We start from the raw sequence: 22,668 nt of genomic DNA, 5'->3' as shown, positions 1-22,668 counted from the left end.
GTTACCAGCAAAACTCGGGAGTGCCGACATGGTATTTTTGGCTTATGGCCTTGTGATTCCTCGTTCGCCGCCGGACGGGAACGCAAGAGGGGGATGGTGTAGATTCCAATGGAAATATTTATTCCGCGCCCGTTCTCGGATTCATGGTGCCTGATTGGGCGGTTGCTCTGTTTCAAAGCCGCCTCCTTCCGTCCGCTCCCAGACATGTCCACCCCGGACGCTTGCGCCGTTGGGGCGGCTTCTGGGTTGCCTGTCCGCAGACGAAAGGATGCCGAACTCCTTCATCCCGGATTCTTGCGAAAGTTAACCCGGGGCCCCTCAACGGGGTCAGGAGTGCGCGGCCTCTGCACCGGGCGTGAAAATCCCCCTAGCTGTTGGTACAGTAGGGGGATTTTCATTTACTGTGCGAAATCCACATGGTTGCTGAACGGCTCGCCCGATCCGGGGCCTTTTTCCTTGCGTCGCAGCTAAACCACAATATTGATCGAGGGCCTCGCCGGGGCGTCTCCCGGCGCTGTCTGCCGGGCGGCCGCCTCCTGGCCGGTGTCGGCCGCCTGTGCGGCGACCTTGGGCTGGCCGGTTGTCGGATCGGCGGCGATTACGGGTTCGACCGGCGTCTCCGGCTCGGTCACCGCTTGTTCGCCTTCGGTCAGCGTCTTCGGCTCGGTCACCACCTGTTCGCCTTCGGTCGGTGCCTGTTCGCCCTTGGCCTGCGTTTCCGGCTCGGCCTTTTTCAGGCTGTCTTTCAAGGCTTCCTGGGGCGAGGCATCGTTCTTCATAGCCTTTTCGCTCTCGGGAGCCACAGCCTCTTCGGCCTTTTCCTCAATGTCCTCGCGCATCTCCTCGATCTTTTCGGTGTTGGTGTCCTTCACCTCATTCTCGACCATTGAAGAGACGGCCTTGACCGCGTCCTTGCTGTAACTGGGGTCGCCGCTCAGCTCCACCAGATAGCGATAGTCGGACAAGACGGACTGCATTTTGTTCAGGAATTCATTCTGGGTCGCCAGTCCGGTCTTGAGGCCCTTGATGTAACGGGATTCCTCACGGTTGGAGTGGACGAAGCTGCCGGCCATTATGTTGGTGCGCATGGAGTGCCGGGGAGACTCAACGGCGGTGCCCTCAACGGCGGTGCCCTCGGCGGCGGGCTCTTTGGCCGCCGGTCGAACCGATCCCGCCAAAGTGAAGCCTGTGGATGAGGTTGTTCCGTGGCTGATTCCGAATAAGTCCATCTTTGCCACCCTTTTTATTGGCAAGGCTCCGTTATGGGCCTTGTGTTGTCACACCGTAAGTCACCACTATTGCGGGCATTTCCGGCTGTGCATCGTCTCTGCTGAACAGCGCCGCGTTAGCCGCCTTTGGTGGTACGCGTAACCGTTGTATCGGCTTCCCCTTGTGTTTCTTTATGGGGTTGGCGTAAAAAATGTCTGTATATACAGTGCGATTGGTTAACTGCGATTTGAGTGATAATTTCTATAGAGGGGCGACTGGAAAAGGGGAATTTTCAGGTGCCGTATGCGAAGAACGCCATCTTGAGAGACGGGCCGTTCGGCAACGGTGTGGATTGTTTCATCAGGACGGTCAACGGGGCCATTCCGTCACGGCCCATGCGGGATCACGGCGTCGGGCGGGGGGATACTTCGGCCAAGGGGCGCCCGTCGAAGTCGAATACTGTGTACAAGACCGCGCACAGTTTTCCCGTCCGCTCCTCGGCGGCTTCCCGCGCTTTTTCCACCAATAGATGGACCAAGCCGTTCAAGGCCGGGTCGTCGTGCAGCATGCCCAGAACCTGCACGGCGGTGTTGGCCTCGCGGATGGCCGGAAGCAGGGCCGGGGCGCAGCCCGCCTCGCGGCAGCGCTCGGCCAGCAGGGCGAAGTCCACGGGGTGGTCCTTGGCGTGGGTGGAGTCGAGCCCCTGGGCCTGCTTGACCAGCTTGCCGAAGAACACGGCCCAGGTGACGCGCCGGAAGCCGTGCGCCGCTGCGGCGCGCAACGCGAATTCGAAGAAGTCCGCGGCCTGGATCAGGGCCTGGGGCGGGGTGTCGGGATGCCGCTCCAGGTAGAACCGTTCGCTGCGACGGCCCGTGGTGAAGACCGCGTGATCCAGGCCCATGGCCCGGGCCACGCTCAGGCCCTCCTCGATGGTCGCTTTCCACGAGGCGTGAGAGTAGGGCTTGACGATGCCCTGGGTGCCGAGGATGGAGATGCCGCCGACGATGCCCAGACGCGGGTTCATGGTCGCTTGGGCCAGGGTCTCTCCTTCCGGGACCTCAATGGTCACCAGGATGCGCCCGCCGAATTCTTTCGCGGCCCGCCGGACGGCCGCTTCGATCTGCTTGCGCGGCTCGGGGTTGATGGCGGCCTCGCCTACGGCCACGGGCAGGCCGGGCAAGGTGGCGCGGCCCACGCCCTTGCCCCCGTCGAGGACCACGCGCAGGGGGCCGTCTCCGGGCTTGGCGCGGACGACGGCCTGGATCTCGTGCCCGTGAGTCACGTCCGGGTCGTCGCCGCCGTCCTTGAGGACCGTGACCCGCACCGCGCCGTCCAGGGGCTCCAGGCGTTCGACGGGTACGGCCAGGTTCCCGCCTGGAGGCAGGGGAACGTCCACGGTCCCGGGGCGTTCGCCCGCGAGCAGGAAGCGGACCCCGGCCATGGCTGCGGCCGAGGCGCAGGTGCCGGTGGTCCGGCCGGTGCGCAGCGGTTTGTCCATGGTCAGCGCACCCGGTGGGCGGGTTCGTACAGGGTGGTGCCCGCCAGGTCGGAGATGTTCTCGATGATGTTTTTGAAGAGCACCACGTGGAAGGGATACATGGCGTACCAGTAGAGGATGCCGGTCAGGCCGCGCGGCAGGAATTTGGCGGTCATGGACAGGTCCACGGCATTGTCCCACCGGGAGTCCATCCTGAACTCCAGCATGGCTTCGCCGGGCAGGCGCATCTCGGCCAGGAGCAGGAGGCGGCGTCCTTTGTCCGAGGCGACCACCCGCCAGAAGTCCAGGGCATCGCCCACGCGCGGGGGATTGTCGCCGCGCGGGCGTCCCCGGTTCATGCCGGGCCCGGCCAGAAGCCGGTCGATGAGACCGCGCAGCCGCCACAGCGGATCGCCGAAATACCAGCCATGTTCCCCGCCGATGCGGGCCACCTGCTCCCAGACCTTGTCCGGGTCGCCTTGGAGCCTCGCCCGATAGCCCATCTCGAAGCGCGTGCCGCCCGCGTAGTGCGGGTCGTCCGCCGAGGCCCACTCGGGCATGCAGGCGGACCCCACATCGAACAGGCAGGTTTCCACGGCCTGCTGCTCGGTCTTTTCCAGGGCGCGGCGGATGGCCTCGCGGCAGGAGAGCAGCTCCTGGGGCACGAGTTCGCGGATGCGGTTGTCGCGGCAGATCACTTCGTTCCGGAGTCCCCCGATCAGGGCGCGGGAGAGGGACATGGGCACCGGGGTGATCAGCGAGACCCAGAAGGAGGAGAGCCGGGGTGTGACGAAGGGCAGGGGGAGCAGCCGCCGCCGGGGGATGCCTGCCACCTCGGAATAGAGATGGAAAAGTTCCTCGTAGGACAGCACGTCCGGCCCGCCGATGTCCAGCGTCAGCCCTGCCGTGGCTTCGTTTTCCAGGCATCCGGTCAGGTAGCCGAGCACGTTGCGGATGGAGATGGGCTGGGTCTTGGTGCGCACCCAGGCCGGGGTGATCATGAACGGCAGCCGGTCGGCCAGGTAGCGGACCAGCTCGAAGGAGGACGAGCCCGAGCCGATGATCTGGGCCGCGCGCAGGGTGGTCACCTTCGCCGGACCCAAGGCGAGGATGCGTCCCACCTCGGCCCGCGACCGCAGATGCTTGGACAGGGGGCGGTCCTCACGGTCTTCCCCCAGGCCACCGAGATAGATGATTCGCTTGAGCCGCGCATGTTTGGCGGCTTCGACCATATTGTAGGCCGCGTCGCGCTCCTGCTCGGCGAAATCCCGGCCGGGCCGGGCCATGGAGTGGACCAGATAGAAGGCGGCGGAACATCCCTCGGCCGCCCGTTTCAGGCTTTCGGGGTCGTGCATCTCGGCCTGCACGGCCTCCACCTTGTCGCCCCAGGACCGGGCGCGGATCTTTTCCACGCTGCGTCCGGCGGCCCGCACCGCATGGCCGCGCGCAAGCAGGCGCGGTACCAGCCGCCCGCCCACGTAGCCGGTGGAGCCGAGGACCAGGATACGATCGTCAGCCATGGCGGATCCCGCCTAGCGCGGCTTGGTTTGGAAGCGGTACCCTTCGCCCGTGGGATGGTAGTTCCATCCCAGGTCGGTCATGCACAGCAGAAAGCGCTTGTTCTGCTCGTGCTTGTCCAAAGGGAACGCCTCGCCCGCGATGACTTCGCATTTGGTCGAGTCCTCCTTGAACTTCTGGTCCAGGACCTTGCCCGAGTAGTCCGGGTGCGTCCACGGCTTGGCGCAGGCGGCCAGCAGCAGGGCGACGGCAAACAGGGCGGAAATGGTGATGCGGCGCATGGCGGCCCTCCGGTTATTCATCCTTCAAGTTCCGGCTCATCAAGTCCGTGGTGGCCCGAGCCGGGTCCTTGCCTTCATACAATATCCTATAGACTTGTTCCGTAATGGGCAACTCCACGCCGAGCTTGCCGGCCAGGTCATGCAGGGACTGGGTGGTCTTGACGCCCTCGGCCACGGCCTTCATTTCACCGATGATCTCATCCAGGGTCTTGCCCTGGCCGAGCTTCAGGCCCACCTGACGGTTGCGCGACAGGTCGCCGGTGCAGGTCAGGACCAGGTCGCCCATGCCGGACAGGCCCATGAAAGTCCTCTCCTGGCCGCCCATGGCCTCGCCCAACCGGCTCAGCTCGGCCAGGCCGCGCGTGATCAGGGCCGCTCGGGCGTCGTGGCCGAAGCCCAGGCCGTCGGCGATGCCCGCCGCGATGGCGATGACGTTCTTGACCGCGCCGCCCAGCTCCACCCCGCGGTAGTCCGGGGTGTAGTAGACGCGGAAATACGGAGTGGAAAAAGCCTCCTGCAACTCGCGGCCCAGGTCGTGGTCCTCGCAGCCGAGGGAAACGGACGTGGGCATGTCCCGGGAGACCTCGGCGGCGAAGGACGGGCCGGACAGGGACGCGTAACGGGGCCGTTTGCCTTCGAGCGCCTCGGCCACCACGCGAGACATGGGGGCCAGCGAGTCCAGCTCGATGCCCTTGGAGGCGTTGACGATGACCGGGCGGTCCGGAAGCAGGTCGTGGAACCCGGCGAGCGCCGGACGGATGAACTGGCTGGGGATGACCACCAGGAAGTAGTCGGCCCCGTCAAAGGCGGTCGCGGGGTCGGACTCGACCTTGAGCGATTCGGACAGGGGCACGCCGGGCAGGAAGACCCGGTTCTCCCGGTATTGGCGGATGTCGGCCACCACTTCGGGTTCGCGCGCCCACAGGGTGGTGTCCTTGCCGTTTTTGGCGAGCATGTCGGCCAGTGTGGTGCCCCATGCGCCTGCGCCCAGTACAGCTATCTTCATTCGGTGGTCTCCTTGGGTGGTTATCGAGTTCCGTAGCATACGTGGCGCGCGCGGTGGTGGCAAGGGCGGGGGGCGGAGCGCCATCCACCGGATGCTGCCGGAATCGCCCAGAGCCCCGGAAGCGGCGAGCGGGACCGCTGCGGTCGCATTCCGGGGATTCGAGCCAGGTTGGGCTGCCGGCCCGCGCGCGTCTTTGTCCCGTTGGAGCTTTTCCGCTTGAGCCGGTTGCATCCGGGGGCGGCGGAAGGTATAGACCCTCCATGGCAATACAATTCAGTGAAACCGAGGAAAGGATACTGGCCCTGGCCGGCGGCGACCTGCCGGACACCGAGCGGCCGTTCAAGGCCATTGCCGACGAGGTCGGCGTGACCGAGGACGCGGTTATCGACCTTATCCGGGATCTCAAGGCGCGCAAGATCATCCGCCGTTTCGGGGCCACCCTGCGCCACCAGAAGGCGGGCTACGGCCACAACGCCATGGTTGCCTGGCGGGTGCCGGACGCACGCACCGAGGAAGTCGGCCGGATATTCTCGGCCCGCCCGGAGATCTCCCACTGCTACGTGCGGCGGACCTATCCGGAGTGGACCTACAACGTCTATACCATGATCCACGGCGAGCGGCCCGGTCAGGCCGACGAGGTGGTGGCCGAACTGGAAGCGGCCGTGGGCATCGGCGACCACTGCACGCTCAATTCCCTTAAGGAACTCAAAAAGACCTCCATGGTCTATTTCAAATAGGAAGCTCGTCATGGATTCGAAATCGTTCTACGCCAAGGCTTTGACTCTCATGCCCGGCGGCGTCAACTCGCCGCTGCGGGCCTGCAAGTACGTTCACTCCGAACCGGTCTTCATCGAAAATGCCAAGGGCGCGTACCTGTGGGACGTCGAGGGCCGCAAGTACATCGACTACGTCTTTTCCTGGGGGCCGATGCTCCTGGGACACCAGGACCCGGTTGTGAACGCGGCGGCCCACGCGGCCGTGGACCACGGTTCCAGCTACGGCGCGTCCTGCCCGGGCGAGGTCCTGCTGGCCGAGGAGATCCAAAAGCTCATCCCGTCCATGGAGATGATGCGCATGGTCTCGTCCGGCACCGAGGCGACCATGTCCGCCCTGCGGCTGGCGCGCGGCTATACCGGACGCGACAAGTTCGTGAAGTTCATCGGCAACTACCACGGCCATGCCGACGCCTTCCTGGCCGCGGCCGGATCGGCGGCGAGCATCGTGCCCGGCACCCCGGGCGTGCCCGAGGCGGTCATCAGCCATACCCTGCTGGCCCAGTACAACGACCTGGAGGCCGTAAAGCGCCACTTCGAGGAATCGGGCGACGACATCGCCTGCGTCATCGTGGAACCGTGCGCGGGCAACATGGGACTGGTCCTGCCCGAGGACGGGTTCCTCCAGGGACTACGCGACCTGTGCACCGAGCACGGCGCATTGCTTATTTTCGACGAGGTCATCACCGGCTTCCGGCTGGCTCCGGGAGGCGCTCAGGAACGCTACGGCATCACCCCGGACCTGACCACCCTGGGCAAAATCATCGGCGGCGGGTTCCCGGTGGGCTGCTTCGGCGGCAAGCGCGAGATCATGGAATATATGGCCCCGGTGGGCGGCGTGTTCCAGGCTGGCACCCTGTCCGGCAACCCCGTGGCTATGGCCGCCGGGCGGGCCATGCTGCAACGCCTGCAGGAATGCGACTATCCGGCGCTGGAGGCCCGGACCAAGGCGTTGACCGACGAGATGGCCGCCATTCTCCGGGCCAAGGGCAAGCCGGTCTACGTGGCCCAGGCGGGCTCGGCCTTCACCCTGTATTTTTCGGACAGGCCCGTGACCAACATGGTCGAGTCGGGCCAATGCGATTACGACGCCTTCGCCGTGTACTGGCGGCAGATGATGGACCGGGGCGTGTACCTGGCCCCGGCGGGCTTCGAGTGCGCCTTCACCTCCTTCGCCCACTCGGACGAGGATTTCGAGAAAACCCTGGAAGCAGCCCGCGCGGTGGAATTTTAAGCCGTTTCGGCCTCCTTGAACATCCCGGGCCGGGAATCCTTCGGATTCCCGGCCCTTTTTTTGCCGTCCATTCGGGAAACGGGAAAAAACACCCCATGCCGTGCCGTTTTTTCTTTCCCCGGTCCGATGTTGCTGGTAAACAACAGGAATGCCAGCAAAGAAAATCGCCATCTACGCATTGACCTCCCAGGGACTGGCCGTGGGCAAGCGGCTGGCCGCCAGGCTGCCGGGCACGCTCTACGCCTCCAAGAACCTGGAGGCCGAGGACGCCATCTCCTTCGAGTCGCTCAAACACCTGGTCGCGGCCTCGTTCAACGCCTTTGACGGACACGTCTTCGTGACCGCGGCGGGCATCGTGATCCGCTGCATAGCACCCCATCTGCAAAGCAAGGAGACCGACCCGGCCGTGGTCTGCATGGACCAGACCGGGCTGTTCGCCATCAGCCTGCTGTCGGGCCATCTGGGCGGGGCCAACGAACTCGCCGACCGCTGCGCGCGCCTCATGGGCGGGCAATCGGTCATCACTACGGCCACGGATTCCGCAGGCGTCCTGTCCATAGACAGCCTGGCCATGGCCAAGGGATTGGCCATCGGGACCATCAACAAGGTCAAGGATGTGAACATGGCCCTGCTCGAAGACCGGACCGTCCAGCTCTATGATCCCGAGGATTGGCTCGGGCTGGCCTGGAACGCCAACTTCGAGGGCAAGGCCGGGTACGAGGACTGGAACGATTCCGTACCGGGCATCTGGGTCTCCTGGCACAACGACGCGCCCGAGGGCAGCCTGGCCCTGCATCCCCGAGTCCTGCATCTGGGCATCGGTTGTCGCCGGGACATCACCACCTACGAAATTCTGGACCACGTGTACGCGGTCTTCAAGAAACACGGCTTTTCCATGGAATCCATCGCCTCGGTGGGCTCGGTGGAGGCCAAGCGCAACGAACCCGGCCTGCTTGAAGCGGCCGAGGAGTTCGGCGTGGACCCGGTCTTCTATTCCACGACCCAGCTCGCGGCCGTGGACGCGCCCACCCCCTCGGATCGGGTCCAGGCGCACATGGGCGTGCCCAGCGTGGCCGAGGCCTCGGCCATGCTCGCCTCCCATGGCGGGGAACTGATCGTTGCCAAGGAAAAGACCTCCACCGTGACCCTGGCCGTGGCCCGGAGCAACCGTGCTTAAGGCGGTCAGTCTCGGCCCCGGGGACATGGCCCTGCTCACCCCGGCGGCCCGCTGGGCCATCGAGGAGGCCGAGGTGGTGGCCGGATACAAGGCGTACATCGACCTCGTCCCGGACGAGATGCTTGAGGGCAAGATCGTGGTCTCCACGGGCATGATGGGCGAGCTGGATCGTGCCCGACAGGCCGTGGAGCACGCCCGGGCCGGGCGCAAAACGGTCATGGTCTGCTCCGGCGACGCGGGCATCTACGCCATGGCGGGGCTGCTTATGGAGGTCCTCGAAAGCGAGGGGCTGCTCGAGGCCGTGCCCTTCGAGGTCATCCCCGGCGTGGCCGCCTTCAATGCGGCGGCGGCCCTGCTCGGCGCACCGCTCATGCACGATTTCGCCTCCATTTCCCTGAGCGACCTGCTGACCCCCTGGGAGCGCATCGAACAACGCCTTCAGGCCGCGGCCAGCGCGGATTTCGTCATCGCCTTGTACAACCCCCGATCCAAACGCCGCAGCGACCACCTGCGCGAGGCCCTGGACATCATCGGCCAGTTCCGCAGGCCGGGCACGCCGGTGGGCATCGTGCGCAAGGCGTACCGCGTGGGCCAGTTCGTGGAGGCCGTGCCCCTGCGCGAGGTGGATGTGGAGAAGGTAGACATGCAGACCGTGCTCATCGTCGGCAACTCGGCCACGCGCCTGGTGGGCGGGCGCATGCTCACTCCGCGCGGCTATCACCGCAAATACGCCCTGTAGAGCGCTGAGCCAAAGTGTAAATCCCCCTTGCGCTTAAGGGGCTTTATCGGGTAAAAGCAAGGGTCTACGATGGCAGCCCCCGCTTGACAGGGGGTGGATACTTATTTATCCCGCATAGTAGAGAGTGTGACTGTTTATCTTTTATGCAACAGGAGGAACTAGGTAAATGAAGAAATCTCTCATCATCAGCCTGATGGTGGCCGCCCTGGTGTGTGTCTTCTGCCTGCCCGTGGTCATTGCGGCCAACGCGCCCGCGGATACCATCACCATCGAGGTCCCGGCAGGCGCCAAGGCGACCAAGACGCCCGTGACTTTCCCGCACAAGAAACACGTTGACAAGGGCCTCGACTGTCTGGTCTGCCATCACAAGGCCACCAGCAAGGACGACATCAAGGGCTGTGCCGCTGAAGGCTGTCACACCGACGCCAGCGCCGCTGCCAAGAAGGATCCCGCTGGTTTCTATTCCGCCTTCCACAGCAAGAAGTCCCAGGCTTCCTGCCTGGCTTGCCACAAGAAGGAAAAGAAGGCAGGCAAGGCCGTTCCGGTCAGCTGCAAGGAATGCCACCCCAAATAAGCCTTTAGGGTGAATTCGAGGGGGGCTGTGCAACACGGCCCCCCTTTTTAAACTCCTTATGGAGGAAACCATGACCCCGGCTCCACCGCCCGCTTCCAAAGATGACGCTGCCGATGTGCGCAACGTGCTGAACGAACCCGTTGCCGACGAGGGCTTCGACCCGGATACCGTGGACGCGGATTTCGAACAGGAGCTTGAGGATCTCTTCGCAGACGACCTCGAAGACGCTCCCGTCGTGGACGAGAGCGGCGGTCCCATATTGCTGGACGACCAGGTGGAGGCCGCGAAACCGGCTCCTGAGGCCGCCGATGCGCCGCTCGATACCGAAGAGGACCTGCTGGTCCTGGACGAGGTCGTGGAGGAAGCCCCCTCCGCCGAAGCCGAAGCCGAAGACGACGATCTGCTGATTTTGGACGATCTGGCCGAGGTGCCCGCCGAGGACTTGGCCGAGGAACCCGCCGAAGAGGACGATTTGATCCTGCTCGACGAGGTGGTTGAAAAGGCCGACGCCGCGCAGGGCGCGGAGGACGCTGCCGAGGTCGAGGCCCTGGTGGCGGACATCGCCGAGGAGAACCCGGCCGAGGATTCCGAGGACGAGGACATCCTCGACCTTGATGATTTGATCGGGGAAGAAGCCGCGCTCGCCGAATCCGCACCGGCGGAGGACGAGGACGAGCCGCTCATCGACCTCGACGATATGATCGATGAAGAGGTTCAGGTCGCCGAGCCCGAAGAAGAAATTTCCCTTGCGGTCGAGAGCCCCGACCTGGATGCCGATCTGGACGCTAATTTGGACGCGGACCTGGATGCCGATCTGGACGTGGACCTGGATGCTGAGCCGGATGCCGAGCTGGACGACGATCTGGACCCGGACCTGCTGGCTGCGGTCATGGATGACGAAGCGATGCCCGAGATCCCGGTGGACGAGGCCGTGGAGGCCGAGGCGCTGGACGAGATCATGGACGAGCCCGAAGGCCCCGTGGTCGTGCAGGGCAATGTCTTCGCCACCAATCGTAAAGAGGCCGTTGAAGAGCCGACGGACGCCGAACTGACCGGCCTGGAAGAACTTGAGGACGACGACATTGAGGACGTGGACAGCCTGCTGGACAACGTCGAAGTGGATGTGTCCGGGGTGGAGGAGGCCGAAGATCCGGATGCGGCCCTGGATGACGATCTGGTCATGGACCTGGATGAAGAATCCCTGGACGAGGTCCTGGCCGCCGAATCCATGCCGCCTGACGCGGGCATGGACGTGGACGCCGACGTGGACCTGCTCCTGGCCGAGACCCGGGAGGAGGGTGAACCCACCCTGGAAGACCTCCAGGCCAAGGTCCGCCAGCTTGAGAGCCGTGTCGAAGGCCTTGAACACCGCCTGCGCGAGGAGATCGCCCAACTCGTTCCCGCCGAGGCCGCCAAGATCATCCGCGAGGAGATCGCGGCACTGGCCGCCGATCTGGACGGGTAACGGCGGGCAATCCGTCCTTCCTGTTCCTTTCCCGGCTGCGGTGCCGCCGGGTGGTTGCGCCACCCGATTCGCTCCATCAATTGAAGACGTTTCGTGAGACCCCACCGATTTGGTGGGGTCTCTTTTTTTTGTGTCGGGCCGGTCCGCCTAGGCGACCCCGCGGGGCAGGGAGCGGCGGAAGATTTCAGTGGCGGCGAGGCCCAGCGCCGCGCAAACGGCGGCGGCCAGGAAGACGGACGGGTAACCTGCCACTGCGGCCAGAGCCCCGGTGGCCGGGCCGCCCACGGCGTAGGCAATGTCCTGGAAGGCGGCGAACCCACCCATGGCCGAACCCCTGACGTTGGGCGGGACGACTTTGACCACTTCCACGCCGAGGGCCGGGAAGAGCAGGGACGTGCCCGCGCCGGTCAGGATCGCGCCGAGAAAGGCTACGGCCGGGTGCGGTGCCAACCACAGCAGGAGCAGGCCCAGGGTTTCCACCGCGAAGGAGCCCATGGACACCTTGATGCCGCCCAGACTGTCGGGCAGCTTGCCCCAGAATACCCGCACCAGGACAAAGGCCCCGCCGAAGCAGGTCAGGGCCAGGCCTGCGTGTGCCCAGTGGTTGTCGGCGAAGTAGAGCGCTGCGAAGGTGCCGATGACCGCGAACCCGATGCCCTGAAAGAAGAGCGCCGCGCACGGCAGCCAGACATGCCCGATGACTTTCATGAGGGGGGGCCGGTCGCCCGGGGACGGTGCGGTGGCCCGGATGCGCATGAGCAGCGGCAGGGACAGGAGGGGCAGAATCAGGGTGGACACGCCCAGCGCGGCGAATCCCCATTGCCCGTAGATCACGATGCCCAGCGGCGCGCCCGCGGCCAGAGCCCCGTATATGGCCATCCCGATCCAGGACATGACTACACCGGCGCGGGCAGGGCCGAGCAGGCTGAATCCCCAGACCAACACGCCGGTGAGCATCTGGCTTTCGCCGTAGCCGAGCAACAGGCGTCCGACCAGCAGGATGGCGTAGCGCGGCCAGATGGGCAGGGGGAGCAGCGCGGCCAGGAGGTAGAAGCCCCCGGCCCCGCCGCAGGAAAACATACCGGCCAGCGTGGTCCGCTTGGCTCCCCGGGTATCGGCGGTGCGGCCCGCATACCCGCGCGTGGAGACTGTGGCCAGGAACTGGATGCCCACGGCCACGCCCACCAGGGTGGAGTTCAGTCCGAGTTTTTGGTGTACGAACAGGGAAATGACCGGCAGGGGCAGCCCGACGGTCAGGTAACAGAGAAATATGGCCACCGGGAGTCGCCAGAAACAGGCTTCGCCCGAGGCGGGGGAACAGCGCAAATGCATGGAGAACCTCTTGGTAAAACAATAAAAAACCCAACACCCAAACAGGGACGGGAAATCCGTCCTGGCTGGGCGTTGGGTGACGTTAACGCGTACGGTCCACGGGTGCCGTGAACTAAGAACCAATCCTATGACCGTACTCTGGCGCTGTCAACAGGGGTTATGTCCCGCAGAAGGTTTGGGTAACGCGTTCCCCTGCGCGGGGCGGGGCCGCGTATTCGGCATTCTCAGGCTGGTCCTCGTAGGGGTGGGCGAGGACCTCGATGAGCCGGTGTGTGGGGGTGAAGTCGCCGGCCATGGCCGCCTGGATGGCCTGCTCGATGCGGTGGTTGCGCGGGATGTAGGCCGGATTGGCGGAGCGCATGGCGGCGCGGGCGGCCTCGGCGGAGCCGGTTTGCGTCAGGCGCGTCAGCCAGTCGTCGAGCCAGACGGCGATTTCCTCGGACGTGGCGAAGAGGGCGGTGAACGGGGCCGGGGCCGTCTGGGCATCGCAGAGGGCGCGGAAGGCGTTGGTGAAGTCGGCGCGGCTGCGGCGCATGAGGTCAAGGAGTCGGCGGGCCAGGGCAAAGCCTTCGTCGTCCGGGGGCAGGCCGATCTTGCGGCACAGTTCCCGTCGGTAGCGGTCGGTGAAGGTCGGGATGAACCGGTCCAGGACGGCTTCCCCCGTTGCGCGGGCCCGGGCCTCGTCCGGGTCGAGCAGCGGCAGGAGGCAGCCGCCCAGGCAGGCCAGGTTCCAGGCCATGACGGTCGGTTGCCGGTTGAAGGCGTAGCGCCCGAGATGGTCGATGGAGCTGAACACCGCCTCCGTGTCGTAGCGGTCCAGGAAAGCGCACGGGCCGTAGTCGATGGTTTCTCCGCTCACGGCGGTGTTGTCCGTGTTCATGACCCCGTGCACAAAGCCGAGGCAGAGCCATCGGGCCATCAGTTCGGCCTGGGCCGCGCACACGGATTCGAAGAGCGCCGTATACGGGTTTTCGGCGTCGCGCGCGGCGGGGTGGTTGCGCTCGATGACGTGGTCGGCCAGCAGCCGTAGTTCGGGCTCCATGCGCCGGGCCGCGAAATATTCGAAGGTGCCCACGCGCACGAAGCCCGAGGCCGCGCGGGTGATGACCGCGCCGGGCAGTTCATCCTCGCGGAACACGGGCTGGCCCGTGGCGGCCATGGCCAGGGCGCGGGTGGTGGGTACGCCCAGGGCGTGCATGGCCTCGCTGACCACGTATTCGCGGATGACCGGCCCGAGGGGGGCGCGGCCGTCGCCGCCGCGTGAGAACTTGGTCCTGCCCGATCCCTTGAGCTGGATGTCGAACCGCTCACCCGCCGCGTTTTCCACCTCGCCGAGCAGATGTGCCCTCCCGTCGCCGAGTTGGGCCACGAACTGGCCGAACTGGTGGCCCGCATAGGCCTGGGCGATGGGTTCGGAACCGGCCAGGAGCCGGTTGCCGGTAAAGACGGCGGCCAGGTCCGCATCGGAGTCGGGCAGGTCGAGCTCCAGGCGGGCGGCCAACCCGTGGTTCAGGCGGATGAGGGCGGGCGCGGCCGCTGGTTCAGGGTCGATGCGCTGGTAAAAGGACTCGGGCAGTCGGGCGTAGGAATTGAGGAAGCGCATCATGCTCCGAGGATTTTCTGCCAGGCCGGCAGCAGGGTGTCCAATGAGTTGGCCAGCAGGCGCATGTAGGCGACCTCGATTTCGATCATCTCCTCGTCCTTGCGGCGCAGCCATTCGGACATCCAGGCGAAGCGCAGCCCCAGGATCAGTTCGGGCAGCAGACGGAAGGAGTCCTTGTCCAGGTACAGTCCCCGACGCAGGGTGCGCAGCAGGGCCGGTGCCAGGCCGCGCACCAGGGCGGCCGGATCCTCGATGCCCACGCAGCCCAGGCAGTTGGCCGCGTCGAACAGGCAGGGGCGGATGCCCGCGAACTCCCAGTCGATGACGGCAACGGCGGCCCGGCCGTGCCAGATGACGTTCAGGGGATGAAAATCGCCGTGGCAGAAGGCGGACGGCAGGCCGTTCCAAGCCTCGAAAAGCGGCAGAAGCGCGGGCGGGACCGAGGTCAAGGCCCGGTGCAGGTCGGGGCGGCGTTCGGCCATGACGGTCATGAGGTCGTTGACATATCCCTCCAGCAGGAAAGGGGGCTCGTCGTCAAATTCGCGGACCGTGCCCGACATTTCGCGCAGGCGGCAGAGAAATGCGCCCAGGCTCTCGCCGCGCGCGTCGTCCTCGATGAATTCCGGTTGGGGCAGGGGGTCGCCCGGGACGTAGGGGGAGAGCTGGTAGTACTGGCCGTCGTGTTCGACCACGTACCGGCCGTCCGGCCCGGCCAGGTAGGCGGGCACGGGCAGCCCGGCGCGGGACAGCTTGTCCAGGGCGCGGCCGATGCGTTCGCGTCGTCCGAATTGCCCCGGGTGCAGGGCTTCGAGCATCCAGACCCGTCCGCGTTCATCCTCCACGGCGCGGCGCGACCGGCAGCGCTCCGGGCTGCCGGGCAGGATGATGTCCGTGCGCGGGTGGCCGTCGGGCAGGCCCCAGAGGGAGAGCAAGTCGGTCATGGCGGGCCTACCGCATGCCCATGAGTTTCGTAAGGGCGGTCATGTGCTTCCGGACGATGTCCTGTTCCGAGGTCGGGATCTGTTTGTCCACCTCGGCCCGGAGGGCTTCCATCTGGCCGCCGATCTGTTGGGCCATCGTCTGTTCCATGGCCTTGCGCTGGTCCTCGGGCATGCCTTGGAATCGCTCCCGCATCTGTCCGGCCATGTGTTGCATCTGGTCGTAGTTCATCATGGTCATGGCGTGGCTGTAAATGTACAGGAAGCGGTCCTCGTCCCACCCGTGGGAGCCGATGGCGTTCTTGATCGCCTGGCTCGCATCCGAAGCGTCGTCCGCCATCGGCATGGACTGCGCGGCCAGTCCCGGAATCTCCGGCAGGTCCGCGAGGAATTTATTGAATTCGGCCTCGGTGAAGGGGCCGCCCATGGCCCGGACGATCTCCTTGCCTTCGTCCGACAGCTTGGGATCGTCGGGCGCGTCGTTTCCGCCGCAGGCGGCGAGGCAGCACAGGGCCAGGAGGGACAGCAGGACGGAAGCGAGAACTCTCATGGAATGCTCCTTCGGGAAAGGGTTCGTATTCCAGGCTATAGGGGGCTGCGCGTCTTTCGTCAACCCGGCCCCGGTCCGGCTCGGGACTGTCAAGTCCCATGGCGGGTGCGGGATCGGGGTTTTATTCCTTTGGGAAGTCATATAAGATCCGGCCTTACCCCTTTCCCACCGTTCCAACCGGAGAGTGTCCCATGCCGCTGAACGTGAGCAAGCGCAGGCCCCTGGTGGCCCAGTCCGAGATCCGCAACATGACTATCGAATGCGCCAGGGTGTCGGGCGTGAACCTGGCCCAGGGCGTGTGCGACCTGCCCGTGCCCGAGCCGGTCCTCAAGGGCGCCGAGGAGGCCATGCGCGCGGGCGCGAACATCTATACCCGCTTCGACGGCCTGCCCCGCCTGCGCGCGGCCGTGGCCGCCAAGCAGCGCGCGTACACCGGCATGGAAGTGGACCCGGACGGCCAGGTGGTCGTCTCCTGCGGGGCCACGGGGGCCTTCTATTCCGCCTGCCTGGCCCTTCTGGACGAGGGCGACGAGGTCCTGGTCTTCGAACCCTACTACGGCTACCACATCGTGACCATGGCCTCACTGGGCATCAAGCCGGTCTACGTCACCCTGGAACCGCCGGACTGGGGCTTTGCCGCCGAGGACCTGGAGCGGGCCGTGACCGCAAAGACCCGCGCCATCGTTCTGAACACCCCGTCCAACCCGGTGGGCAAGGTCTTTGAACGCGAGGAACTCGCACTCATCGCGGATTTCGCCGAATCCCACGACCTGTTCGTCTTTACCGACGAGATTTACGAACATTTCGTCTTCGATGGACGTACCCATATCGCTCCGGCCACCCTGCCGGGCATGGCCCGCCGAACCATCACCATCTCGGGACTGTCCAAGGTCTTTGCCATCACCGGCTGGCGGCTGGGCTACGCCATTTGCGACCCCGAGTGGGCGCTGGCCATCGGCCATTTCAGTGATTTGGTCTACGTGTGCGCGCCCGCGCCTCTCCAGATCGGCGCGGCCAAGGGGCTGGAGGAGCTTGGCCCGGACTATTACCGGGGTGTGTCCGACGAGCATCAGACGAAACGGGATTTGTTCTGCGACACCCTGCGTGCCGTGGGCCTGTCCCCGCACATTCCTGCCGGGGCGTATTACGCCCTGGCCGACGTGACCCGGTTGCCGGGCCGGACCGCCAAGCAACGCGCCCTGTACCTCCTGGAACGGACCGGGGTGGCCTGCGTGCCGGGCTCGGCCTTCTACTCCGGCCCGGAGGGAGAGACCCTGGCGCGCTTCTGCTTCGCCAAGGAAATGGATGTGCTCGAAGACGCCATGCGGCGGCTGAAAGGACTGGAGTAAGGGAGCCCTCGGACCCCCATTTTCTTATTTCCTAAACTCTTTATCGTCGCTTCGCGGGTAGGGGGCGCCGGGCGTCGTTTGAATTGGGTTGTTCCGTTTCCCCCATCAAAAAAACGCACGCCCCTGCCGCAGGCACCCAAAAAGCTTTGAAGGGGGAGTCCAGAGGGGGGAAACTTTCTCGAAAGTTTCCCCCTCTGGNCGCCCCTGCCGCAGGCACCCAAAAAGCTTTGAAGGGGGAGTCCAGAGGGGGGAAACTTTCTCGAAAGTTTCCCCCTCTGGCCGCCGGAGGCATCAAGACAGTCCGGCGCCCGCCTGATAGATGCGCTTGAGCATGTCCGGCGGCAGGGGGGTGTCCCAGACCCCGGCGTATCCGGCCCAGATCCGGGCGGCCAGGAGCAGGAGTACGGCTCCCACGGCCACGGTCCACCAGGGGATGCGTTTGCCAAGCGCGCGGAATCCGAGGCAGCCCTCGACCGGGCAGGCTCCGACGCATTGGCCGCAGCCGATGCACTCCGGGGTGCGCACCGCGTTTTTCATCTCCACCGCAATGCCCGAAGGGCAGTTCGCCGAACACCGGCCGCAGTGCACGCAGGCGTCCGCGTCGCGCGTCACGCGTACCGGACTGAACCAGGACATGATCCCCAGGAGCGCGCCGTAGGGGCACAGGTACCGGCACCAGAAGTTGCGCACCACAAGGCTGAGCGCGGCCAGGATGAGGAGTACGGCCAGGGCTGTGCCGGAGGGGTGCAGGAAGAAGCCGAGCATGTGCGCGTCCGAGGTCTGGTTGAACGGGCTGCGTAGAAAATATTCCAGGGCGCGCTGGGACATGGAGAAGACCCCGACCAGGAAGCCGCCCATGACCAGATACTTGATCGCGTGCAGGGGCCGGTCCAGCCATCGGGGGAGGGTTTTGGCCAGGCCGAGCCTGCGTCCGACCCGTTCCAGCAGCCCGGACAGGAAGCCCACCGGGCAGATGTAGCCGCAGAATCCCTTGCGGAACAGGAAGGCCATGGCCAGGGCGGCCAGGAAGATCGTCAGGGCCGCCGGATGGGCCCGGTCCCAGAATCCCGAGGAGACCAGCCGTCTGAGGCCGAGCAGGGCTGAGATGGGCAGGAACCCCTCTACCGCGCCGGGCTTGGGCACGAACGTGTCCGAGCGGCCTCCCGCCCAGTTCAGGAAGAGGAGGAAGCGATAACCCGCGTAGAGGGAAAGGAGAGTAAAGAAGGCCTGTACGGCCAGCCGGAGACGGTCGGGGGTAATCTTCATGGGAAACCTGTTTTGTTTGGAGGGTTCCCTATACCCATCGTTCCCGCCTGGCAACCGGGTGCAAGCGGGGGCACATGGGATCAATCCCGGTGTTGGCCTCCCGCGCGGGTTACGCCCCGGGTGATGATTCCGACCATGAGCGCAAACATGAAGTAGCTGACCAGACTCTGGACGATGAGCAGGACCTTGCCGTCCCAGGTGTGCGGCACGATGTCGCCGAAGCCGAGCGTGGTCATGGTTACCACCGTATAGTAGAGGGCGTTCAGGAAGAGATCGCCTCCGGCGGAGAAGCCGAAGGGCGGAACGTGGCCGACCAGCATGTGCATGCCGTCCAGGGCGGCGTTGACCAGGGTGAAGCCGATCAGTGTGGCCAGGTAGATGCGCATCAGCTCACCCACGTCGTTCCAGGTGATCCGGCTGTCCGGGCGGAGCAGGTCCACGGCGCGGCGGGCGAAGGCGCGCAGGTTCCAGACCAGGACCGACAGGACCAGGACGGCCAGGAACAGGACGCCCCAGCCGTTCAGGGTCAGGAGGATGTCCGCCGCCCCGCCCAGAAAGCCCACCGCTGCGGCGCTGCGCAGACGCGGCCCGTCGTAGGGTGGACGGGATGCCTCCCCGGAGCAGCGGCTGCGTCGGTTGCGGTTGGCGTGGTAGGCCAGGGTGAGCAGGGCCACGGCCGCACCGTTGAGCGCGGCCTTGAGCGGATCGTCCGCACCGCTCGTCGGGTCTCCCGGCCCGAGGATTCCTCGGCCCGCCAGCAGGAGCACGGCCCCGGCAAAAAAGCAGGGCACGAAGTGGGTCAACCAGACCTGGATGAAAAGCGGTTCCTTGTGGTGCGGCATCTGCCATGGATTGTTCGCACATTCCCGGCCCGCGCGCAACGGGGCAACGGCCCTGTTCCGGCAGGGGTGGCGAAAGGCGGCGCAACCGGGTATGCTTGGTCCCATGTGTGGACGATTCGCCCTGGGCACTCCCGGAAAACGGCTGGAAGAGATCTTCGGCTTCCCCGTGCCGGACGAGTACACGCCCTGCTTCAACGCGGCGCCGGGCACCGACGTGCTCACCGTCGGCGGGCGGGGATTCGCCGTGCGCCGCTGGGGATTGGTCCCGTCGTGGGCCGACGGCCCGGAAATAGGACCCCGGCTGATCAACGCCCGTTGCGAGACGGTGTTCGACAAGCCGTCCTTCCGCGAGGGCGTGCGGGCCCACAGGCTCCTGATCCCGGCGCAGGCCTTCTACGAATGGCGGCGCGAGGGCCGGGAACGCACGCCTTTCGCCTTCGCTCTCGACGGCGTGGACTGCTTCGCCATGGCCGGCATCGGTGCGAACTGGACCGATCCGCATAGCGGCGGGGTTCTGGGCACCGTGGCCGTGCTGACTTGTCCGCCCAACACGATTATGGCCCCGGTTCACGAACGCATGCCGGTCATCCTGCCCCCGTCGGCTTGGCAAGGCTGGCTCGACCCGGCAGCCGAGCGCGAGGAACTCGCCCGGCTGCAGGTCCCGTACCCGGCGCAAGGCATGCGCGCCTGGCCCGTGTCCCGACGGGTCAACAGCCCGGTCACGGACGGTCCGACGCTGCTGGAGCCCGTCCCCGATTCGGGCCCGGAGAGGCCCCCGAGGCAGGGGACGCTCCTGTGAGGCGACCCCCGTCACCCTTGACTATCCGGGGAATCTGGCTTAACAAACGTCCTCTTTGCCCGCGCTGGACGGTGGTTTTCGCGCAGGTGAAAATAATAAATTTAGTAATCCCGGGGAGTTGATCAGTTGTTCGAGAGCCTGCAAGAAAGACTCGGCGCCACTTTCTCCAAGTTGGGCGGCAAAAAGACCCTTGACGAGAACAATATCAAGGAGGGTCTGAGGGAGGTGCGTCTCGCGCTTCTCGAAGCCGACGTCAACTTCAAGGTGGTCAAGCAGTTCGTCGATCAGGTCAAGGAGCGCGCTCTCGGCGACGAGGTGCTCAAAGGGCTCGAACCCGGTCAGCACTTCATCAAGATCGTCAACGAGGAACTCATCGAACTGCTCGGCGGCGAGCAGCAGGACCTGGATCTCAAGGCCCGGCCGCTCAAGCTGATGATGGTCGGCCTGCAAGGCTCGGGAAAGACCACCTCCTCAGGCAAGATCGCACGGTTCTTGCGCAAGCAGCACGGTAAGAAGCCGTACCTGGTCCCCGCCGATGTCTACCGCCCGGCGGCCATCGACCAGTTGAACACCCTGGCCAGACAGCTCGACGTGCCGGTCTATCCGTCCACCACGGACATGGACCCGGTGGACATCTGCAAGGACGCGCTGGTCAAGGCCGAGGAGTTGGGCTGCGACCTGATCCTGTTCGACACCGCGGGCCGTCTGCACATCGACGAGACGCTGATGGACGAGCTGGCGAACATCAAGCGCGAGTGCGAGCCCCAGGAAATTTTATTCGTGGCCGACGCCATGACCGGCCAGGACGCGGTTACCGTGGCCGAGTCGTTCAACCAAAAGCTCGGCATCACCGGCGTGGTCCTGACCAAGATGGACGGCGACGCCAGGGGCGGCGCGGCCTTGTCCATCAAGACCGTCACCGGCCAATCGGTCAAGTTTGTGGGCGTGGGCGAGAAGCTCTCCGAGCTGGAACTGTTCCACCCCGACCGCATCGCTTCGCGCATCCTCGGCATGGGCGACATGATGACCCTCATCGAGAAGGCCCAGAGCGAGATCGACGAGGAGGAGGCCAAGGCCCTGGCCGATAAGATGGCCAAGGCCGAATTCGATTTCGAGGACTTCCTGGGCCACATGAAGAAGCTCAAGAAGCTCGGTTCCATGGAAGGGCTGCTCAAGATGATCCCCGGCATGGGCAACATCATGAAGCAGTTGGGCGACAATGCCCTGCCCGAGGAAGAGATGAAGCGCACTGAGGCGATCATCTCCTCCATGACCATGAAAGAGCGTCGCCAGCCCGATCTGCTCAAGAGCGCCAGCCGCAAGGACCGCATCGCCAGGGGCTCGGGCGTCAAGGTCGCCGACGTCAACGCGCTCATCAAGAATTTCAAGCAGATGAGTAAAGTCATGCAGAGCATGATGGGCGGCGGCAAAAAGAAGAAGGGCAAGTTCGGCCTGCCCAAGCTGCCCGGTCTGGGCGGGGGCGGGATGCCCGACATGAGCGCGCTGGGCGGAATGCCCGGAATGCCTGGGATGCCCGGAATGCCGGGAATGCCCGGCATGGAGGAGGAAGGGGCCAAGCGGACCGTTTCCAAGAAGACGCTCAAGGAACGCCAAAAGAAAAAGTTGAACAAAAAGAAGAATAAGAAGAAACGCAAGAAGTAAGTGACCGGCACTTGACGGTCCTTCAAGCGATAAACCTTGCCATTACGTAGGCAAAAACGTATTAAACAACTATTGGGAGTATAAGAACCATGGCAATGAAAATCAGACTGTCCCGTATGGGTTCCAAGAAGCGTCCCTTCTACCGCGTGGTGGCTCTCGACAGCGCCGTCCGCCGCGATGGACGCCCCGTCGAATTCCTCGGGCATTACAACCCCATGGTCGAGCCGAACGAGATCGTGCTGGACATGGAGAAGATTGGGAAGTGGCTGGAAAAGGGCGCTGAGCCCAGCAATACGGTTCGTTCTCTGCTGAAGAAAGCCGGCAAGTAGCTCGCGCTTTTTGTCCAGGCGGGCCCGCCGGCCGGCCTGCAGGGTCCGGACCTCGTTTGGCAGCTCATATTCACGGCGCGCGGCGACGCGTCGGCACCGGAGGTGACGTCATGTTGAAAGAGATGATTGAGTACATTGCCAAGTCCCTGGTGGACAACCCGGACGAAGTGCACGTTTCCGAGGTCGAAGGCGAACAGACCTCGGTGATCGAGCTGAAGGTGGCCAAAGAGGATCTCGGTAAGGTGATCGGCAAGCAGGGCCGCACGGCGAGAGCCATGCGCACACTGCTTGGAGCCGCTTCCACCAAGGCGCGGAAACGCTCCGTCCTGGAAATCCTCGAATAGCTTTCCCTTCGGGAACGGCGACGCATTTGTCCGTCCGCGCGAGGGCCTTCCCCGGCCCGCGGCGAGACGCCAACGACCCTGGACCGGCGTGCGGGAAACCCCTGCGCGGCGGCCCCGGTCTATTTGCGGCAGGCAATACGGGTTTTTTGTCGCGGGCGGCCCGGCCTCGTGCGACGAACGATTCGGCCTTTTGCCGTCAGC

Annotated in this window: 22 protein-coding genes; 11 read left to right on the top strand and 11 right to left on the bottom strand. The window is 65.1% G+C overall.

The window, feature by feature from the left end; all coding sequences use genetic code 11:
• Positions 1-467: 467 nt before the first annotated feature.
• The 5 genes from J0909_RS17735 to J0909_RS17715 form a co-directional block, all read right to left on the bottom strand.
• On the bottom strand, positions 468-1,229 hold the full coding sequence (locus J0909_RS17735; RefSeq protein WP_207264978.1) for a hypothetical protein: 762 nt from the start codon (positions 1,227-1,229) through the stop codon (positions 468-470).
• Positions 1,230-1,612: 383 nt separating this feature from the next.
• On the bottom strand, positions 1,613-2,707 hold the full coding sequence (cbiD, locus tag J0909_RS17730; RefSeq protein WP_207264976.1) for a cobalt-precorrin-5B (C(1))-methyltransferase CbiD: 1,095 nt from the start codon (positions 2,705-2,707) through the stop codon (positions 1,613-1,615).
• Between the two features lie 2 nt (positions 2,708-2,709).
• Positions 2,710-4,206: an SDR family oxidoreductase gene (locus tag J0909_RS17725; protein WP_207264975.1), complete on the bottom strand. Its 1,497-nt coding sequence runs from the start codon at positions 4,204-4,206 to the stop codon at positions 2,710-2,712.
• Between the two features lie 12 nt (positions 4,207-4,218).
• The gene (locus J0909_RS17720) at positions 4,219-4,485 is read right to left on the bottom strand and encodes a hypothetical protein (protein WP_207264974.1); all 267 of its coding nucleotides are present in this window, start codon (positions 4,483-4,485) and stop codon (positions 4,219-4,221) included.
• A gap of 13 nt (positions 4,486-4,498) precedes the next feature.
• A complete protein-coding gene (locus J0909_RS17715; RefSeq protein WP_207264973.1) occupies positions 4,499-5,491 on the bottom strand; it encodes an NAD(P)H-dependent glycerol-3-phosphate dehydrogenase in 993 nt (330 codons plus the stop codon).
• Between the two features lie 260 nt (positions 5,492-5,751).
• Between J0909_RS17715 and ahbB the strand changes: the two genes are divergently transcribed.
• The 6 genes from ahbB (at position 5,752) to J0909_RS17685 (ending at position 11,453) form a co-directional block, all read left to right on the top strand.
• The gene (ahbB, locus tag J0909_RS17710; protein WP_207264972.1) at positions 5,752-6,228 is read left to right on the top strand and encodes a siroheme decarboxylase subunit beta; all 477 of its coding nucleotides are present in this window, start codon (positions 5,752-5,754) and stop codon (positions 6,226-6,228) included.
• Positions 6,229-6,238: 10 nt separating this feature from the next.
• Positions 6,239-7,498, top strand: a complete 1,260-nt coding sequence (hemL, locus tag J0909_RS17705) for a glutamate-1-semialdehyde 2,1-aminomutase (RefSeq protein ID WP_207264971.1) — start codon at positions 6,239-6,241, stop codon at positions 7,496-7,498.
• Between the two features lie 148 nt (positions 7,499-7,646).
• Positions 7,647-8,675, top strand: a complete 1,029-nt coding sequence (locus J0909_RS17700; RefSeq protein ID WP_207264970.1) for a cobalt-precorrin 5A hydrolase — start codon at positions 7,647-7,649, stop codon at positions 8,673-8,675.
• Positions 8,668-9,414, top strand: a complete 747-nt coding sequence (gene cobJ, locus J0909_RS17695; protein WP_207264969.1) for a precorrin-3B C(17)-methyltransferase — start codon at positions 8,668-8,670, stop codon at positions 9,412-9,414. Before J0909_RS17700 ends, cobJ begins: the two co-directional genes overlap by 8 nt.
• 166 nt (positions 9,415-9,580) lie before the next feature.
• Positions 9,581-9,988, top strand: a complete 408-nt coding sequence (locus J0909_RS17690; protein ID WP_207264967.1) for a cytochrome c3 family protein — start codon at positions 9,581-9,583, stop codon at positions 9,986-9,988.
• Positions 9,989-10,058: 70 nt separating this feature from the next.
• Positions 10,059-11,453 carry a hypothetical protein gene (locus J0909_RS17685; protein ID WP_207264965.1) on the top strand — a complete coding sequence of 465 codons (1,395 nt, stop codon included), beginning with the start codon at positions 10,059-10,061 and terminating at the stop codon, positions 11,451-11,453.
• 147 nt (positions 11,454-11,600) lie between these two features.
• On the opposite strand, the gene J0909_RS17680 is transcribed toward J0909_RS17685, so the two are convergent.
• From J0909_RS17680 to J0909_RS17665, 4 genes are all read right to left on the bottom strand, one after another.
• Positions 11,601-12,785 carry an arabinose transporter gene (locus J0909_RS17680; RefSeq protein ID WP_207264963.1) on the bottom strand — a complete coding sequence of 395 codons (1,185 nt, stop codon included), beginning with the start codon at positions 12,783-12,785 and terminating at the stop codon, positions 11,601-11,603.
• A 157-nt stretch (positions 12,786-12,942) separates the two neighbouring features.
• Positions 12,943-14,391 (bottom strand): protein adenylyltransferase SelO, encoded by a 1,449-nt coding sequence (locus tag J0909_RS17675; protein ID WP_286182129.1) that lies wholly within the window; start codon positions 14,389-14,391, stop codon positions 12,943-12,945.
• Entirely contained in the window at positions 14,388-15,329 is a 942-nt protein-coding gene (locus J0909_RS17670; RefSeq protein WP_207264961.1) for a phosphotransferase enzyme family protein, read from the bottom strand. The genes J0909_RS17675 and J0909_RS17670 overlap by 4 nt, the downstream gene beginning before the upstream one ends.
• Positions 15,330-15,336: 7 nt before the next feature.
• Positions 15,337-15,876, bottom strand: a complete 540-nt coding sequence (locus J0909_RS17665) for a hypothetical protein (protein WP_207264958.1) — start codon at positions 15,874-15,876, stop codon at positions 15,337-15,339.
• A gap of 191 nt (positions 15,877-16,067) precedes the next feature.
• Here J0909_RS17665 and J0909_RS17660 point away from each other — a divergent pair, with 191 nt between their 5' ends.
• The gene (locus J0909_RS17660) at positions 16,068-17,225 is read left to right on the top strand and encodes a pyridoxal phosphate-dependent aminotransferase (RefSeq protein WP_207264956.1); all 1,158 of its coding nucleotides are present in this window, start codon (positions 16,068-16,070) and stop codon (positions 17,223-17,225) included.
• Between the two features lie 291 nt (positions 17,226-17,516).
• Here J0909_RS17660 and J0909_RS17655 read toward each other — a convergent pair whose 3' ends face one another.
• Both J0909_RS17655 and J0909_RS17650 read right to left on the bottom strand, forming a co-directional pair.
• On the bottom strand, positions 17,517-18,491 hold the full coding sequence (locus J0909_RS17655) for a 4Fe-4S binding protein (RefSeq protein WP_207264954.1): 975 nt from the start codon (positions 18,489-18,491) through the stop codon (positions 17,517-17,519).
• A gap of 80 nt (positions 18,492-18,571) precedes the next feature.
• Positions 18,572-19,438: a potassium channel family protein gene (locus J0909_RS17650; protein WP_207264952.1), complete on the bottom strand. Its 867-nt coding sequence runs from the start codon at positions 19,436-19,438 to the stop codon at positions 18,572-18,574.
• Here J0909_RS17650 and J0909_RS17645 point away from each other — a divergent pair.
• From J0909_RS17645 to J0909_RS17630, 4 genes are all read left to right on the top strand, one after another.
• Positions 19,425-20,132, top strand: coding sequence for an SOS response-associated peptidase (locus tag J0909_RS17645; RefSeq protein WP_207264950.1), 708 nt, complete (start codon positions 19,425-19,427; stop codon positions 20,130-20,132). The two genes, J0909_RS17650 and J0909_RS17645, sit on opposite strands and share 14 nt — an antisense overlap.
• Positions 20,133-20,258: 126 nt before the next feature.
• Positions 20,259-21,794, top strand: a complete 1,536-nt coding sequence (gene ffh, locus J0909_RS17640; protein WP_207264948.1) for a signal recognition particle protein — start codon at positions 20,259-20,261, stop codon at positions 21,792-21,794.
• 89 nt (positions 21,795-21,883) lie between these two features.
• Positions 21,884-22,123: a 30S ribosomal protein S16 gene (rpsP, locus tag J0909_RS17635; protein WP_207264946.1), complete on the top strand. Its 240-nt coding sequence runs from the start codon at positions 21,884-21,886 to the stop codon at positions 22,121-22,123.
• 110 nt (positions 22,124-22,233) lie between these two features.
• The gene (locus tag J0909_RS17630; RefSeq protein ID WP_015414977.1) at positions 22,234-22,467 is read left to right on the top strand and encodes a KH domain-containing protein; all 234 of its coding nucleotides are present in this window, start codon (positions 22,234-22,236) and stop codon (positions 22,465-22,467) included.
• Positions 22,468-22,668: the final 201 nt, after the last annotated feature.

Origin of the sequence: Desulfovibrio sp. Huiquan2017, from assembly GCF_017351175.1 — a bacterium.
Taxonomy (GTDB): Bacteria; Desulfobacterota; Desulfovibrionia; order Desulfovibrionales; family Desulfovibrionaceae; genus Pseudodesulfovibrio.
Note: the sequence above shows the minus strand (reverse complement) of the source record. Positions and strands in the feature narration are given on the sequence as shown.